The sequence below is a fragment of the Petrotoga halophila DSM 16923 genome (assembly GCF_002924615.1).
This window is the reverse complement of the sequence record NZ_JALY01000153.1, coordinates 1-15,526: the sequence shown is the minus strand read 5'-3', so window position 1 is coordinate 15,526 and position 15,526 is coordinate 1. Positions and strand designations below refer to the sequence as shown.

Here is a 15,526-nt window from a genome sequence, read left to right as displayed (position 1 = left end):
AGAAGTTTTATAAAGATAGGCCTATCGTTTGGAAGTTGGGGAATAGAGATAGAGGCTTTTTAGTTCATTATCATAACTTGAACGAAAAAACGAAGAATAATATTTTAGTCTTTTTGCGTAAGAGGATCAAAGAAACAGCTTCACGGCAAATGAGGAGCGAGAACAAAAGTTTCAGAGATTTGATGAAGATAATAGAGTCAAAGAATTTTGATTTGAATATAGACGATGGGGTAGTCAAAAATAGAGAAATTTTTTAGTAATTCTTTATATATTTTAAAACCTCCCAAATGTTTTTTGGTTACAATGATTTTGATAGTGCGGGCTGCGCTGCGAGGCTATACTCTTTTATCCTCATGATTGTTTAAAGGGTTTAAGGGACCGCAGGTCCTTCCCTATGGGCGGACAGCGTAAAGAAGATTCACCATCCCTTTTCCTTATGGATGTTTGGAGGGTTTAAGGGACCGCAGGTTCTTCCCTATGGGCGGACAGCGTAAAGAAGATTCACCATCCCTTTTCCTTATGGATGTTTGGAGGGTTTAAGGGACCGCCGGTCCCTCTTCCTTACGGGTGGGGAGCGGGGCGAAGGGGCGCTAAAACAGCTTGCAGAGCTTTTAAAGAAGAGTGTAACTAAAAAATCAAAGGGAGGTAGAAAGTATGAAAAAGGGTATTTTGTTAGTTATGTTGGTTCTTGTGGTGTCGTTGCTCAGTTTCGCGGGCGATGTGAAAAACGTGATATTTCTCATCGGTGATGGTATGGGTCCAAACGAGATGTTGTTAACGAGTTATATAGAGGGTCGTGAGCTTTACATGATGCAAATGCCTTACACTGGTTACGCTATCACTTATTCTGCAAATAGCAACGTTACCGATTCTGCTGCAGCGGGAACTGCTCTTGCTTCAGGTTACAAAACAAACAACGGGTTTATAGGAGTACTTCCAAATGGTGAAATAGTACCAACAATAGCTGAAGTTTTAGCTGAGCAAGGCTACAAAACAGGTGTGGTTGCAACTTCAAGAATAACCCACGCCACACCAGCGGCTTATTATGGTCATGTGCTTAGTAGAAACGATGAAGACAAGCTAGCTGAACAGTTGGTTAATAGTAACCTGACTGTTGCTTTAGGAGGGGGTTGGAGACATTTTGATCCTACACAAAGAGCCGACGGAAAAGATCTTATCTCTGTTGCAAAGGAAAATGGTTTCGATTATATAACCACTAAGCAAGAGTTAATGGCTTACTCCGGAGAAAAGGTTTTAGGGTTATTCTCTTCAAGCCATATGAATAGCGTTACTGAAAGAACGCCTGCTGAACCACTTTTACCCGAGATGACCGCCAAAGCCTTAGAAATTTTATCAAAAGGCGATGCTCCTTTCTTTGTGATGATTGAAGGTTCTCAAATCGATTGGGAAGCTCACGATAACGATGTTTTTGGAATTTGGAAAGAAACGGTTGAATTCGATGAAGCTGTGAAGGTTGCTCTAGATTTTGCAAAAGAAAATCCTGATACCTTGGTAATTGTCACTGCCGATCACGAAACTGGAGGTTTGGGTTTGTCATCAGGTGGATACACGATGGATTTGGAAATGGTTAGAAATTATCAAAAAACTACGGATTGGGTTGTAGCTAATTCTCAAGATATGGAAGAGTTAAAGTCCAACGTGAAAGAGTATTATGGTTTTGATTTGTCAGAAGAAGAGATCGCATATTTGGAATCCACTAAAAACAAAGTAGATGCTTTAGCAGAGATTACAAGCGCAAGAGCAAGTATTGGCTGGACAACACATGATCATACTGGTGCGTTGGTACCTATATTAGCTTATGGACCTGGTGCTGAGGAATTTGTAGGTATTATGGATAACACAGACCTTCCTCGAAAAATAGCTTGTTTGTTGGGGGTTAAGCTTTCTTACCCTTTAGAGAATGTACCGAATAATTAAAATTAAAGGGCTGATTAGATCAGCCCTTTAATTTTTTAATAGCTTGACGACTTCGTTTTCTAAACTTTCGAGATCTATCTTTTCTTCGTTGTCTAAGAGATTGAAGACCGCCTTTAGTACTATAATTCTTGGATATTTTCGTATTAGCGTTTTAACAGGGTCATCTTGACTTTTTATGCTTTCCACGTTGTTGCTCATTTCACTAACTGCTCCTTTAAGAAGTATTTATCCCTCCCAAAACCACACTAACAGATGAAAATTGTCTTTGTTAGAAAAAGTATTGACAAATGTTTTTTTAAATGCTATAATAATCTACGTAAACGGGCTCGTAGCTCAGTTGGTTAGAGCTTCCGGCTCATAACCGGGTGGTCGGTGGTTCGAATCCACCCGAGCCCACCAATAAAAGCCAAGGGTTCCTTGGCTTTTATTTTTTTATACACTTCAATTTTACTATTTTTATCGGCTTTTGTCAACTTTTTTCACAAACCTATCATCAAAAAGAAATGGTATAATTAAATTAACAAAGAAAACACTTCACCAATCTTATAAACAGGCTTCGGGGTGAAGGGACAAAAGAATCTTTTCCTTAGGGGTGGGCAGCGGAGCAAGGGCGCTATAAAACTTGTTATACAGAAGTTATTCGATAAGATAGCACACCTTCAAAAAGATATGGTATAATTATGTTATACAAAACAAAGATAAATGGACAAGATGGATACATATACATTCTTATGAAACACAAAAGCTACATTGAAGGGAAAGTAGGAAAAGGGTGAAATAGTTATGACAATTGCTGAAAAGTTAAGAAACGAAGGTAAATTGGAAGGTGAAAGAGAATTTGCAATTAGAATGTTAAGTGGAAGATTTGGTAGACAATTAACCACAGAGATGAAGGAAAAGATAAAAGAAGCTGAAGAAAGAAGAATAAACCAAATAATCGACAATATATTTGAAATAACCATAGAAGAGCTAAAAGAAATATTGAAGTAATGATAGTAAGTAGATTTTTGAGTATTTTTAAGTAATTGTGGTAGTGATAGATATCACCCCTCTTTTATGAGGAGTGATATCTTTTTAATGATTTTATTAGCGCCCTTTCACCTCGCTGCCATCCATAGGGGAAGGGATGGTAAGACACTGCCTTGTTTCCTCTCTGAAAGAATAAAAGAATATATGAGAATACCAAAACAATTTCAATGTGATATAATATTGTAGGCTTCACAATTAGATATGGGAAAGAAGGTTGAACAGTTTTGGAGGTGCCATTAATGGATAAGTTTTACGTCACTACACCGATTTACTACGTTAACAGTGAACCACATATTGGTTCGGCATATACGACGATAGTTGCAGATATAGTAGCAAGATTTAAGAGAATGATGGGGTACGATGTTTTCTTTTTAACTGGAACGGATGAACATGGGCAAAAGGTGTTACAGGCAGCGAAAGAGAAGAATATTCCTCCACAGGAGTATGTTGATTCACTTTCTTCAAAATTTAAAAATTTATGGGATGAAATGGGGATTAGTTACGATCATTTTGTTAGAACAACAGATGATTATCATGTAAAAACCGTGCAGATGTTCGTTGAGAAGATGATGGAGAATGGAGATGTTTACAAAGGAAAATATGCCGGTTGGTATTGCATACACGACGAATCCTTTTGGGATGAATCTGAGATAATCACTCAAGATGGCGTTAAACTTTGCCCTGAATGTAATAGAGAATTAAAATGGGTGGAGGAAGAGAATTACTTTTTTAAACTTTCCAAATATACCAAACCGTTGTTGAAGCATTATGAAAATAATCCTGATTTTGTGGAACCATCTTTTAGAAGAAATGAGATGTTGCAAATTTTGAATAATGGATTAAAAGATCTTAGCATCACTAGGACTACGTTCGATTGGGGAATACCTTTAAAGAGTGATCCTAAACATGTGGTGTATGTTTGGGTGGATGCTTTGATTAATTATATCAGTGCAATAGGTTATTCTGATGATCAACAAAAATTCAACAGGTACTGGCCCGCAGATTTGCACCTTATTGGGAAAGAAATTAATAGGTTCCATTCGCTTATATGGCCTGCTATGTTGATGTCAGTGGGGTTGCCTTTGCCGAAGAAGGTATTCGCACATGGGTGGCTAACGGTCAACGGACAAAAGATTTCAAAATCTTTGGGAAACGCCGTTGATCCAAGGGTTCTCATGAACGCCTATGGCAGGGATGTTATAAGGTATTATTTGTTGAGGGATATTGCCTTTGGTAGAGATGGAGATTTTTCTGAAGAAAACTTAATTACTCGATACAACGCTGATTTGGTCAATGATCTAAGCAATTTAGTGCATAGAACACTTACGATGGTTGAAAAGTATTTCAACGGTGTCATACCAAAACCTGAAAGAAAGGATAAGGTGGACGAGGAACTCATAGAACTCTTAGAGAGTAAGAAAAACGCTTATTTGAATTTGATGGATCGGTATCAGTTTACACAAGCACTTGAAAATCTATGGGAAATCATACGTTTTTCTAATAAATACATAGATTTAACTGAGCCTTGGATCTTGGGGAATGATCCAAATGAGAAAGATAGATTGTCCACCGTTTTATACAATTTACTCGACGTTATTCGAATTATTTCTATTTTGATTTATCCAGTTATGCCTGACACTTCCGAAACGATGTTAAAAAAGATAGGTTATGGTTTGGAAGTTTTAAATCGAGAGAGCCTTGAAAAGGGCCTTTTACACAGTGGAGTTAAAGTTGTGAAAGGTGATCCCATATTTCAAAGAATCGACGTGAAGAGTTGGAAGAGAATAATTAAAACCGTAAATATCAACAAGGAGGGCGAAGTAATGTCGGAAAGTGAAAACGTTCAAAATATAGTAGAAATAGAGGATTTTAAAAAGATCGACTTAAGAGTTGCCAAAGTAGTAAAGGCAGAAAATATCGAAAAATCCAACAAATTGCTTCGATTACATCTTGATTTAGGACAGATGGGTGAAAGACAAGTTATCGCAGGCATCAAAAACTTTTATTCACCTGAAGATTTAGTTGGTAAGAAGATAATAATCATCGCCAACCTAAAACCCGCCAAATTGATGGGGGAATTATCTGAAGGTATGCTTTTAGCGGCTAAAGATGGAAACGGTAATTTGAGCATACTCACAGTAGATAAAGATGTTGAAGCTGGTTCAAAGATTTCTTAATGGAGGTAATACCAAGAGATGGACGATAAAATATTTATCAAAGATTTTACTGAAGAATTAAAAACTTCTTACTTACTTTATTCTTTAAGCGTTATTGTAAGCAGGGCTATACCCGATGTTAGAGATGGGTTGAAACCTGTTCAGAGAAGAATACTTTACTCTATGAGCGAATTAGGGTTGAAACATAACTCTTCATTCAAAAAAAATGCCCGTATCGTTGGTGAGGTGATGGGTAAGTATCATCCCCACGGAGATGCGGCTATTTATGATGCCTTAGTTAGAATGGGACAACCTTTCACTATGAGGTATCCGTTGGTTGAGGCACAGGGAAATTTTGGCTCGATAGACGGCGATCCTCCTGCAGCTATGAGGTATACAGAAGCACGTATGCCTGAACTTGGAGAGTATATGCTCAAGGATATCGAGAAAGAAACTGTAGATTTTAGAGAAAATTTCGATGGTTCCTTGAGTGAACCTGTTGTTTTACCCACAATGGTGCCTAATCTTTTGATGAATGGAGCAAGTGGGATAGCCGTTGGAATGACTACCAATATCCCACCTCATAATTTAAACGAGCTTGTTTCAGCATTAAAATTGTTAATAGAAAAACCTGAATGTGAAGTAAAGGATCTTTTGAAACATATTAAAGGGCCTGATTTCCCAACCGGTGGTCAAGTTGTCGACGGAGAAGGGTTGAAAGAACTCTATGAAACAGGGAGAGGAAAGATAACTATTAGAGGAAAGTATAGAATAGACGACGAAGGTAAAGGAACCTCTATCATCTTTGAGGAGATCCCTTACAACGTTTCTAAGACCGATATCATCGAACAAATTGTAAAATATGTGGTTAAGGCAAAAGAGCAAAAGAAAGATGTGGGGATAAAAGACGTTAGAGATGAGAGCGATAAAGAAGGAATAAGACTGGTAATTGAGCTGAAAAGAAACGCAAACATAAAGAGATTGATCAACGATTTGTTCAAGCACACGAATCTTCAATCTTATTTTTACGTTCAAATGAATGTAATCGATAACGAAAAGCCCTCTTTGATGAATTTAAAGGGACTTTTACAGAGTTTTTTGGACCACAGGGTTAACGTTATAACAAGAAGAACACAGTACGAGTTAGAGAAGGCAAGAAAGCGCGCACATATCGTCGAAGGACTTATTAAAGCTGTTCAAGGTATCGATACAGTGGTTGAGATCATTAGAAACTCAGAAAATCCTCAGGAAGCTCTGAAGAACCTTCAAGAAACGATAGGTGTAAGTGAAGAACAGGCAAAAGCTATCGCAGATATGAGATTGATTAGCCTTTCAAAACTTGAAATCACCAACTTAAACGAAGAGCTGAAGAACCTATACAAAGATATAGAAAACGCTATGGATATTCTGCAGAATAAAGAAAGGCTGATGGGAGTAGTAAAAGAAGAGCTCAATGAAGTAGCGAATAAATTTGGAGATAAAAGGAGAACGGAGATACTGTACAACAAAGGAGATTTAGCCCAAGAGGTTGAAATGATTCAAGATGAAGATGTCGTAATAGTTTTGACCAAGTGGGGTTACCTCAAAGCCATTCCTTCATCGGAATACAAGGTTCAAGGAAGAGGCGGGAAAGGTGTAAAAGGATTAAAAATTTCTGAAGAAGATGATGTTAAAGAGGTCATATACACGAACAAGTTATCTAAATTAATGCTATTTAGTTCTGCTGGTAAAGCGTATCAAATAAATGCCTACGAAATCGAAACAAGTTCGAAAAGCACAAAAGGCAAACATATCGCTAACTTCATCAGTTTAAATGAAGGGGAAGAGATAAAAAGTATCGTTGCCATATCTTTAGATGGAGATTACGATAAAGACATTCTCATTTTTACGAAACTAGGTAAGGTGAAGAGAACTTCTTTGAGAGAGTTTAGTAGTGCACGAGCTTCGGGTATCAGAGCCATCAATCTGCTTGATAACGACGCAGTTGTCGATGTGATATTGCTCGATGGAATGGATAGAGATTTGTTGGTTGTGACAAAGCTAGGTATGTCATTAATGTTCAACTCTTCCCATGTAAGAAAGATGGGAAGAACCGCAATGGGTGTTAATTCAATAAAATTGCGTAAAGGCGATGAGGTGATCAACGTGGTGAAGGCTGAGGAAGGCAAAAAACTTTTGTTGATCACAGAAAGAGGTTATGGAAAAAGAGCCTTATTCCGTTCCTATAAGCCACAGAATCGTGGAGGAATTGGGGTGAAAACGGTACGAGATATATCTAAAATAGGTCCCATAGTTTCGACAATGAGTGTGGAAGATGGGAGAGACATACTGATATTCACTAAAAAAGGTAAGGCTATTAGGGTAAATGTAAATAATATAAATGTTTTAGGAAGAATCACCCAAGGTGTTATAATTGTTAGACTGGATAGAGACGATTCAGTTGTCGGAGCCATTGAAGTTCAAGCTAATGATGAAGAGTAGTGTTATAATTATAATTATTAAGCATGGAAGGGGTTAATAAAATGGAGGAATTGACAAAAAGGCAGTCACAGGTTCTGGACTTCATAAAATCTTATATGGAAAAAAATGGATTTGCCCCAAGTATTAGAGATATTATGAAACATTTTAATTTTAAAAGTCCACGAGCGGCACATAAGCATCTCATAATTTTGGAAAAAAAGGGTTACATCGAGCGTAAAAATGTCTCACGTGGGATAAAGATGATGCCAAAATCGGGAGAAATTTTCGCCACAGAGACTTTGGCTCCTGTTTCGGGAAAGATAGCTGCGGGAGATGCTATAGAAGCTATACAAACAATTAGCGATTACATTCCCATACCTACCAATTTTTTCCCTAAAAATTACGAATATTTTTCCCTAAGAGTTGAAGGGAATTCCATGATAGAGGCACAGATCAAAAGCGGAGATTTTGTTATAATACGTAAACAAGATTACGCAATGGATGGAGACATAGTGGTTGCATTGATCGATGGAAATGAAGCAACACTTAAAAGGTACAAAAGACTGAATGAAGACGAAGTGCTGCTTGTACCAGAAAATAAAAGTATGAAAGAGATAAAGGTAAAAGCGAATCGTTTAAAGATACAAGGGAAGATGGTGGGCTTAATAAGAGTGCTATAAAAGTCCTCTTAAAAAGGGTGAGTTACAGATAGGAGCCTTACTATCCCTTCCTTATGGGTGAGTTGCAAGGTTATGGATAAAAATTCTTTTATCCCTACGGGTGAGTTGCTGGGTAATGGATAAAAATTCTTTTATCCTTACGGGTGGGGAGCGGGGCGAAGGGGCGCTAAATACAAGAGTTACTAAAGACAACATTCTATAATCAAAAGGAGCGTATTTTCATGAAAATTGCAATTGCCTCCGATCATGCCGGATATGATATGAAAGAACAGATTAAAAATTATCTTTTAGAGAAGAAATTCGATATAATAGATTTGGGGACTAATTCCAATGCTAGTGTCGATTATCCAGATTATGCCAAAAAACTTGGTGAAAAGGTAACCAAAGGCGAAGTTGATTTTGGCATAGGTATCTGTGGTACTGGAATCGGGATGTCAATCGCAGTGAACAAAGTGAAAGGCATACGAGGTGCTTTATGCTTGTATCCATTGATGGCAGAATACGCTAGAAAACATAACGACGCCAACGTTTTGGTTTTAGCAGGTAGACTTATGGGCATTGATTTAGCCATTTGGACGGTAGACAAGTTTTTATCGACAGATTTTGAAGGTGGAAGACATAAAAGGCGTGTCGATAAAATCGACGAAATTAGGTAAAAAGGACGAAAAAAGATGAAAAGTATCAGTTTTTCTAAGGGTATTGAGAAAGACATTAATATCAATATAAGCCATGGGTATTACAAAGAATTTTCTAAAAGATACGCATCTAAATACGGAACTTTGATGATAATCGATTCCAATTTGAAAAATCATTTAAATACAGGATCCGGTAACAATATCTTTTATGTAAAAGGCGGCAATGAAACCAAGTATTTCGATAAATATTTAGAACTGTGTAAGGTCATGGTAGAAGGTAGTTATAGCAATTTAGTGGTGATAGGTGGGGGTTCCTTGATAGACATGGCTGGTTACGTTTTTCATACTTTGGATTTTCCAAAAGGGACCTTCACAGTTATGCCAACAACACTGTCTTCTATGATATATTTACCCGTTTCGGGAGAATTCTATTTAGATATGAATTACACTAAGAATTTTTTGAAGGTGAGCGGTTATCCCGATCTAGTTTATATAGATCCGTATTTTTGCAAATTTTTAGATAAAAAAGATATGAAAAAACAGTTTTTCTTGGGATATATTTTGGGGATTTTGTTTGACAATAACTTTGCCAGCTTATCTTTGAAGTATTCTAAAAATTTCATCCGCTTAGATTTAGAGGATTATCTTTATTCTGCTGTTAAATTTGTTTTGTCCCTTTATTCTAATGATTTACCTTTTCCTGGGACCAAATTGATGAAATACATTGCAGATACCTCTGTAAAAGCTGATTTCGTTCAAAATGAGAGTTTGTCTTTTGCGTTTCTTGTGTATTTGAGTTTTAAATTTGGGTATATACATGAGAAAAATTTTCAAGAGATCTTTGAAAACATAAGAAGTTTCGAAGATTTGAAATCATCAAAAATCCAAAACATCAAGGCTAAAGTGAACAACGTACCTATAAGAGAAATATTACTAAAAGAGGACGGCTTTGTGGATTTGCTTTTGAATTTTGGAGAGCTGAAAGATCTCCTTTTAGAGTTTAAATCTCTTTTGAGAGGTGTATGAATCATGAAAAAGAATAATCCGCGTTGGTTCACAGTTATTTTAATTCTTGTTTTTATTTTACCTTTGATCACCTTCGCGCTGACAACGTATACTATATATTTAAAAAGTCAGATGAATAATCTTAAACTTAAAATTGAAGAGTTAGATAATACTCAAGTAAACATACCAAATGAAGTTGAACCAACTTCCAAATCTGCTGTGTTAGAAGATTTAGTTTTGCCACAGATTGAGATTGGGAACACAATGGCGAGGGTAAGTTACAATATTCAAGAACTCGATTATCAAGTGTTGCTGAACAACTCGGTTACGATGTTAAAACCATACAACAAAGGTTCTGTAAAAGTTTTTTACGATCAACGCGAGGTCTTTGAAGAGGCGTTGTACGCTTTAAACAACGATATATCTTACTTTATTTTTCAAAACGGGGATAAGTATTACTTGTATCGTTCGGATTTTTCTTTGGAAGGGAAAGAGGAAGAGCAGTACCTATTTTCCATTCAAATTTACCTATACACTACTCCAGCACCAGCTATGTTTCCTACGATGGCGTTAAGACAAGGGGGCATCCCCGCTTTTGTTTTCAACGGTAAGTTTCAACAGAGTAACGAAGATTATTGGGCAATACTCGTCGGTCTGTTTGATGATTATAACGAGGCACAAACATACTTGAAAAATATGAATGAGAAGCTTGTTTTTGATTTAACTGGACTGAGTATAGCAGACAGATTCACTAAAGGTATCTACTTTAGTGGAGTAGAAATACAATGAGAAAAAAGCTCCTTTTTCCGGTATTAAGTATAATTTTAGTTGTTTTGCTTGGAATTTTAACGGTTGATCGATATCACTCGGGTGAAGAAGGTAGACTTAATTCTTATCAGGAAAATAAAATAGACCTTTTAACCGCGTCAGTTGAAGAGTTGATCGAACTACCTGGAATCGGACCCGCCAAGGCACAAGCAATCTTAAATTATAGACAAGAGAAAGGTTTTAGGGAAATAGAAGACATTATGAATGTTTCTGGTATAGGAGAAAAAACATTTTCAAATATTAAAGACTATATTTATCTTTCAGAGGTTGTTTACGAAATAGTGGATGATAAAATAAACATAAATGAAGCATCCAGTGAAGAATTGGAAAGTTTACCGGGAATAGGAGAAGTGTCTGCACAGAAAATTATCGAATATAGGGCTATTAAACGTATAAGCTCTTTATATGATCTAAAGAAATTAGGTATTCCATCTTCTACGATAGAAAAAATGGAAGGGAAGATAGTATTTTGAAGATTTTCTTACACGTTTGCTGCGCACCTGATCTAACGGTTTCTTATAGAAAATTAGTAGAACAGGGATTCGAACCTGTTGTATTTTTTTACAACCCGAATATTTATCCACTTCAAGAATATTCCAAGAGATTGGATGAAGTTAAAAAATTAAGGGATATTTGGGGGTTCCAACTCTACGAAGGAGATTATGAACCTGATAAGTTTTTAGAAAGGATAAAGGGAAAAGAAAAAAGCCCTAAAAGATGTTATGAATGTATGAAGTTGAGGCTTGAAAAGACCAAAGCTAAAGCTAAACGATTGAATTTTTCTATCTATTCAACGACTCTTCTTGCTTCCCCTAGAAAGTCTCACAAGGATATTTTAGAAATAACGAAGAATTTGGATAAAGAAGAAAATCCATCTTTTAAGTATGTAAACTTTAGGTCCAATAATGGTGTTCATATGGCAGCACAAATATGTAAAACTTACAATATTTATCGTCAAAATTATTGTGGTTGTTCTTTTTCTTTGAACGAATCAAAAAGGTATGAAGAGGAGTCTAAGCAAAAAAATTACAAGAGTTTAGTTGAGATACTTGGAGAAGAGTTAACCCAAAAATATTTTACATTTTACAAAAAAGACTTGCTTAGAATTCCACAAGATATTCCAGCAAAGTTTTTAGAAAAGGTTGGATTGCACTTTTTGAAATATTTGAAACCTCAAATCATCCTAATAAAAAAAGAAATAGCCCAAGATTTTAACATCGTTACAAGTTCCAGATACAAGATTGATAACTGGAAAGGGAAAGTAATATTATGGTGAAAGAGGGGTAGTTTAGATTGGCTAAATATGATCTGCGAATCTCTGAAGATGGGATGGTGGCATCTTTAAAATTAATAGATGATGGACGACCACCTACTATTGGCGGAATAAAGGCTTTTCTAAAAGAAAAAGGTGTGGTAGTAGGGATAAAATCAGAAGTTATTGAAGAAATTGTCTCTGAACCCGAATATGATAAAGAATACGCTATTGCGTATGGAATGCCTCCGAAGGTTGGGAAAGATGCACAGTTAATCTTTCAGCAGAATATTGAAGAAAAACTTAACAATGAAAATAGCTATGTTGACTTAAAAGAAAGTAGCCAATTGATAATCGTAAAAAAAGGAGATACACTGGCAGAGATAATTCCTCCAACCAAAGGTGAATCCGGAAGAAACGTACGGGGAGAAAAAATCGAAGGTATTCAGGGAAAAGAGCTAAAACTAAAGTTAGGTAATAACGTTGAAGTAAACAACAATAAGGTAATTTCAAAGATAGATGGAAAGTTCCTCAGTAAAGAAACACCGAATGGTGAGATAAGCTTAGATGTTTCTGACGAACACAAGATAGAAGGAAACATAGACTACGCTACTGGCAACGTTCGCTTCCCAGGGAAGTTGATCATTAACGGGGATGTTAAATCGGGTTTTTACGTTGAAGCTACTTCTTATTTAGAGATCAAAGGTGTAGTTGAATCTGCTACGGTATTTTGTGAAGGAGAAGCCAAAATATTTGGGATAAAAGGTGCCGGTAAAAGTTCTATAAAGGTTAAAATCTTGAGGTGCAATTACATCGAAAACGCCAATATCGAAGCTGAAGAAGATGTAATAGTTAAAACAGCCATCGTCAATTCTAACATCAAAGCAGGAAAACATGTCATCGTTGAAGGTGGTACCGGAAAGATCTCAGGTGGATATACCTTAGCCACCAACCTTATAGAAGCGGAAATTTTAGGGAGTGAAATGGGTGTCAGATCTATCTGTGAAGTGGGAGTTTTACCTGACCTTAACGAAGAGTTAAATAAATTAGAACAAAAAATTGCCCTCGATATGGAAAATCTTAGGAAACTCAATTCTATAATCAAAGGGATCCAAGTCCTAAAAGAAAAAGGTAAAATAGACCAAAAGAGGTTAGAATACTACAAGAAATCTTTTAACACCTATAAAATGCTCTTATCAGAAGTAAGAGAAGATAAAGAAAAGCTGGAAACGATTAGAAATAAAATTCAATCATCTAAAGAATCTGCCTTTATCATAGCAAAAAAAGTGGTATATCCAGGAACTGAAATAATCATACACAAGAAAAAATTTATGCCTACAAAACCAATTACGAAGGTAGTGTTTCAACTCGAAGATGATGAGATAGTTCCTCACGGTTATCAAAAGCAAACAAATGTTCCCAGATAACAAACAAAACTACAGGGGGGAGCCCTTTTGCAGCCTTGTGCAAAAAGATTTTTTAAGTTTGCCGCAGTGTGCAAACAATGTTTTTAAATGATTTTGACCTTGATTTGGGGTTATTAAGGGGAACCCCCTTAACGTATGGCGCTAAAAAATAATTAGGAGAATTGACACATGTATCGACTTCTTAAAAAAATATCATTTCTAATTCTTTCCATTTTTTTTATAACTTTGAATATCTATGCCGGTAATTTAGATAGCTACGTTTATACTTTTGATACCGATGAATTATTAGTTTCATCCCAGAAGAGTTTGAACGTTTTAGGATTGTATTTAAAATATTATGAAACAGGTAACGAAGAATATAAAACTGCTGCTAATCAAACTAGGCCTTATATACTTTCTTCTTTAAAACCTGATGATTCAGCTGCGTTGAACGTTCTTTCTGAATACTATCCAGGTAATGAAGAGGAAAGTATCAATAGAATTAGGATATTAACCAACAATTACCCTGATTCAGTTATCGTTAATGCCATCAATGTTTTATTGAACTATGAAGTGTGGCAAAAATCCAAAAATATGGAAATATTTAATGAAATTTTAAGTTCCATTGATATAATAGAGGAGAATATTGGAGAAAATCCTTTTTCAATTTATTATAAATCGCTTTTAACGTGGGAAGGGGCAACCCTTCAAGAAAAAGAGAACATATTCAAAAATCTGGAAAAAGCTTATTCTTCTTATCCATCAAATAGAAAAATTCAAGAATTGTTGATAGTTCAAGCATTTGAATTAAGCAAGTTTGAAGACGTCAAACAGCTATCAACAGATTACGTAAATCTTTCACAAAAAGACGAAAGGATCATGTTTTTAATAGCCCTTTCTTATTACAATTTGGATGAAAAATCAGAATCAAGAAAAATTGTCGATTGGATTCTTCAAAATTCTAATAAAAAAGCGGTACTCTCAAAAAGTTATGAACTTTTGGGCGATATTTCTGAAACAAACTCTCAGAAGATAAATTATTATAAAACCGCTATCGATCTTGATCCTAAGAATGCAGAGGCTTTAGCTAAACTTGGAACAACTTTATATGAGAGTAATAAAACCAGCACTGACAATTTGGCAATTTCAAGAATTTATTTAACCAAAGCACTCATGTACGATCCAGATAATTCTGATATAAAACAAACTTTGAACGCTATAGATAGAAAACTAACCAGAAACAATTTCTTGACCACCTTGTTACCGTTATTTATAGTAATTTCAGCGATATTCTACATAGTATTCAAATTTGGGAAGGAGAAAAAAATTGACAATGACCAATCAAGAAGACAGCCTCACAGCAAATAAGGAATTTATCAAAGTGCTCGATAAAGGATTTGTTACTCTTGTTGATATGATGGGAGATGACAGATCTGCGGTTAGGGCTGCCAGAGTGTCACACGGAAAAGATATATCTACCGATGAGAAAGATAGAAAACTCATAGACTACTTGATGGAACATGGGCATCTCTCTCCGTTTGAACATATCACTTTTACATTTCATGTAAAAGCCCCTATCTTTGTTGTTAGACAATGGTTTCGCCATAGGATAGGAATGTCTCCCAATGAAATCAGTAGAAGATACACATCGAAAAACGTCAACGAGTTTTATATCCCGGATCATATCAGGGTACAAGATACAAAAAACAAACAGAGTAGTAATGTATACTTTGATGAACAATTAAAAGAGGAGACTCTTGAACTTATAGAAGAAGTTTACAAGAAAAGTTATGAGGCTTACGAAAAACTTATAAATATGGGTGTAGCAAGAGAAATGGCACGTATTATACTACCCGTAGGGGAATACACTGAGTTTTATTTAACTACAAATGCCCGGGCCTTGATGCATTTCTTGGATTTAAGGGCATCTTCACATGCACAATGGGAAATTCAACAGTACGCTAAGGCTTTGGCACAATTTTTTCAAAAAACTTGTCCGTGGAGTTATGAAGCATATTTGAAGCATCAGTACAAAGGAGACATTTTAAAGTAATTTTACAGTGGACAGAGCTTTTTTGCTGATTTGTGCAAAAAAGTTTCTTAAAACAGACTTTGATTTTGAGGTTCTTATGAGGTA

Annotated in this window: 15 protein-coding genes and 1 tRNA gene; 15 read left to right on the top strand and 1 reads right to left on the bottom strand. The window is 35.9% G+C overall.

Annotated features, from left to right (window positions below; all coding sequences use genetic code 11):
* Both AA81_RS14210 and AA81_RS07575 read left to right on the top strand, forming a co-directional pair.
* The coding region (locus tag AA81_RS14210) for a hypothetical protein (protein ID WP_169999674.1) at positions 1-257 on the top strand (257 nt) is incomplete at its 5' end.
* A gap of 397 nt (positions 258-654) precedes the next feature.
* Positions 655-1,938 carry an alkaline phosphatase gene (locus AA81_RS07575; protein WP_169999672.1) on the top strand — a complete coding sequence of 428 codons (1,284 nt, stop codon included), beginning with the start codon at positions 655-657 and terminating at the stop codon, positions 1,936-1,938.
* Between the two features lie 27 nt (positions 1,939-1,965).
* On the opposite strand, the gene AA81_RS14205 is transcribed toward AA81_RS07575, so the two are convergent.
* On the bottom strand, positions 1,966-2,136 hold the full coding sequence (locus AA81_RS14205; protein WP_169926310.1) for a hypothetical protein: 171 nt from the start codon (positions 2,134-2,136) through the stop codon (positions 1,966-1,968).
* A 124-nt stretch (positions 2,137-2,260) separates the two neighbouring features.
* Here AA81_RS14205 and AA81_RS07570 point away from each other — a divergent pair.
* The 13 genes from AA81_RS07570 to thyX all read left to right on the top strand — a co-directional run bounded on the left by AA81_RS07570 (position 2,261) and on the right by thyX (position 15,442).
* Positions 2,261-2,337 (top strand) — tRNA-Ile (locus AA81_RS07570).
* A 384-nt stretch (positions 2,338-2,721) separates the two neighbouring features.
* Positions 2,722-2,928 (top strand): hypothetical protein, encoded by a 207-nt coding sequence (locus AA81_RS07560; protein ID WP_245857207.1) that lies wholly within the window; start codon positions 2,722-2,724, stop codon positions 2,926-2,928.
* A 278-nt stretch (positions 2,929-3,206) separates the two neighbouring features.
* Complete coding sequence (gene metG, locus AA81_RS07555; RefSeq protein ID WP_103079161.1) at positions 3,207-5,144, top strand: methionine--tRNA ligase; 1,938 nt, start codon at positions 3,207-3,209, stop codon at positions 5,142-5,144.
* Between the two features lie 18 nt (positions 5,145-5,162).
* Complete coding sequence (gene gyrA / locus AA81_RS07550) at positions 5,163-7,604, top strand: DNA gyrase subunit A (protein WP_103898690.1); 2,442 nt, start codon at positions 5,163-5,165, stop codon at positions 7,602-7,604.
* 41 nt (positions 7,605-7,645) lie between these two features.
* Positions 7,646-8,263, top strand: a complete 618-nt coding sequence (lexA, locus tag AA81_RS07545; protein WP_103079159.1) for a transcriptional repressor LexA — start codon at positions 7,646-7,648, stop codon at positions 8,261-8,263.
* Positions 8,264-8,484: 221 nt separating this feature from the next.
* Positions 8,485-8,919 (top strand): ribose 5-phosphate isomerase B, encoded by a 435-nt coding sequence (rpiB, locus tag AA81_RS07540; RefSeq protein ID WP_103898689.1) that lies wholly within the window; start codon positions 8,485-8,487, stop codon positions 8,917-8,919.
* 15 nt (positions 8,920-8,934) lie between these two features.
* Complete coding sequence (locus AA81_RS07535; RefSeq protein WP_103079100.1) at positions 8,935-9,924, top strand: dehydroquinate synthase/iron-containing alcohol dehydrogenase family protein; 990 nt, start codon at positions 8,935-8,937, stop codon at positions 9,922-9,924.
* A 3-nt stretch (positions 9,925-9,927) separates the two neighbouring features.
* Entirely contained in the window at positions 9,928-10,692 is a 765-nt protein-coding gene (locus tag AA81_RS07530) for a hypothetical protein (protein WP_103079101.1), read from the top strand.
* Entirely contained in the window at positions 10,689-11,204 is a 516-nt protein-coding gene (locus AA81_RS07525) for a ComEA family DNA-binding protein (RefSeq protein WP_103079102.1), read from the top strand. The genes AA81_RS07530 and AA81_RS07525 overlap by 4 nt, the downstream gene beginning before the upstream one ends.
* The gene (locus AA81_RS07520) at positions 11,201-12,007 is read left to right on the top strand and encodes an epoxyqueuosine reductase QueH (RefSeq protein WP_169999670.1); all 807 of its coding nucleotides are present in this window, start codon (positions 11,201-11,203) and stop codon (positions 12,005-12,007) included. Before AA81_RS07525 ends, AA81_RS07520 begins: the two co-directional genes overlap by 4 nt.
* Before the next feature lie 17 nt (positions 12,008-12,024).
* Positions 12,025-13,410, top strand: a complete 1,386-nt coding sequence (locus tag AA81_RS07515; RefSeq protein ID WP_103079104.1) for a flagellar assembly protein A — start codon at positions 12,025-12,027, stop codon at positions 13,408-13,410.
* A 168-nt stretch (positions 13,411-13,578) separates the two neighbouring features.
* Positions 13,579-14,757 carry a tetratricopeptide repeat protein gene (locus AA81_RS07510; RefSeq protein ID WP_103079105.1) on the top strand — a complete coding sequence of 393 codons (1,179 nt, stop codon included), beginning with the start codon at positions 13,579-13,581 and terminating at the stop codon, positions 14,755-14,757.
* Positions 14,723-15,442 (top strand): FAD-dependent thymidylate synthase, encoded by a 720-nt coding sequence (gene thyX / locus AA81_RS07505; protein ID WP_103079106.1) that lies wholly within the window; start codon positions 14,723-14,725, stop codon positions 15,440-15,442. The genes AA81_RS07510 and thyX overlap by 35 nt, the downstream gene beginning before the upstream one ends.
* Positions 15,443-15,526: the final 84 nt, after the last annotated feature.

Coding starts and splice junctions, on each gene's coding strand:
- AA81_RS07575 (WP_169999672.1), top strand. CDS start 655: ATGAAAAAGGGTATTTTGTTAGTTATGTTGGTTCTTGTGGTGTCGTTG.
- AA81_RS14205 (WP_169926310.1), bottom strand. CDS start 2,136: ATGAGCAACAACGTGGAAAGCATAAAAAGTCAAGATGACCCTGTTAAA.
- AA81_RS07560 (WP_245857207.1), top strand. CDS start 2,722: ATGACAATTGCTGAAAAGTTAAGAAACGAAGGTAAATTGGAAGGTGAA.
- metG (WP_103079161.1), top strand. CDS start 3,207: ATGGATAAGTTTTACGTCACTACACCGATTTACTACGTTAACAGTGAA.
- gyrA (WP_103898690.1), top strand. CDS start 5,163: ATGGACGATAAAATATTTATCAAAGATTTTACTGAAGAATTAAAAACT.
- lexA (WP_103079159.1), top strand. CDS start 7,646: ATGGAGGAATTGACAAAAAGGCAGTCACAGGTTCTGGACTTCATAAAA.
- rpiB (WP_103898689.1), top strand. CDS start 8,485: ATGAAAATTGCAATTGCCTCCGATCATGCCGGATATGATATGAAAGAA.
- AA81_RS07535 (WP_103079100.1), top strand. CDS start 8,935: ATGAAAAGTATCAGTTTTTCTAAGGGTATTGAGAAAGACATTAATATC.
- AA81_RS07530 (WP_103079101.1), top strand. CDS start 9,928: ATGAAAAAGAATAATCCGCGTTGGTTCACAGTTATTTTAATTCTTGTT.
- AA81_RS07525 (WP_103079102.1), top strand. CDS start 10,689: ATGAGAAAAAAGCTCCTTTTTCCGGTATTAAGTATAATTTTAGTTGTT.
- AA81_RS07510 (WP_103079105.1), top strand. CDS start 13,579: ATGTATCGACTTCTTAAAAAAATATCATTTCTAATTCTTTCCATTTTT.
- thyX (WP_103079106.1), top strand. CDS start 14,723: ATGACCAATCAAGAAGACAGCCTCACAGCAAATAAGGAATTTATCAAA.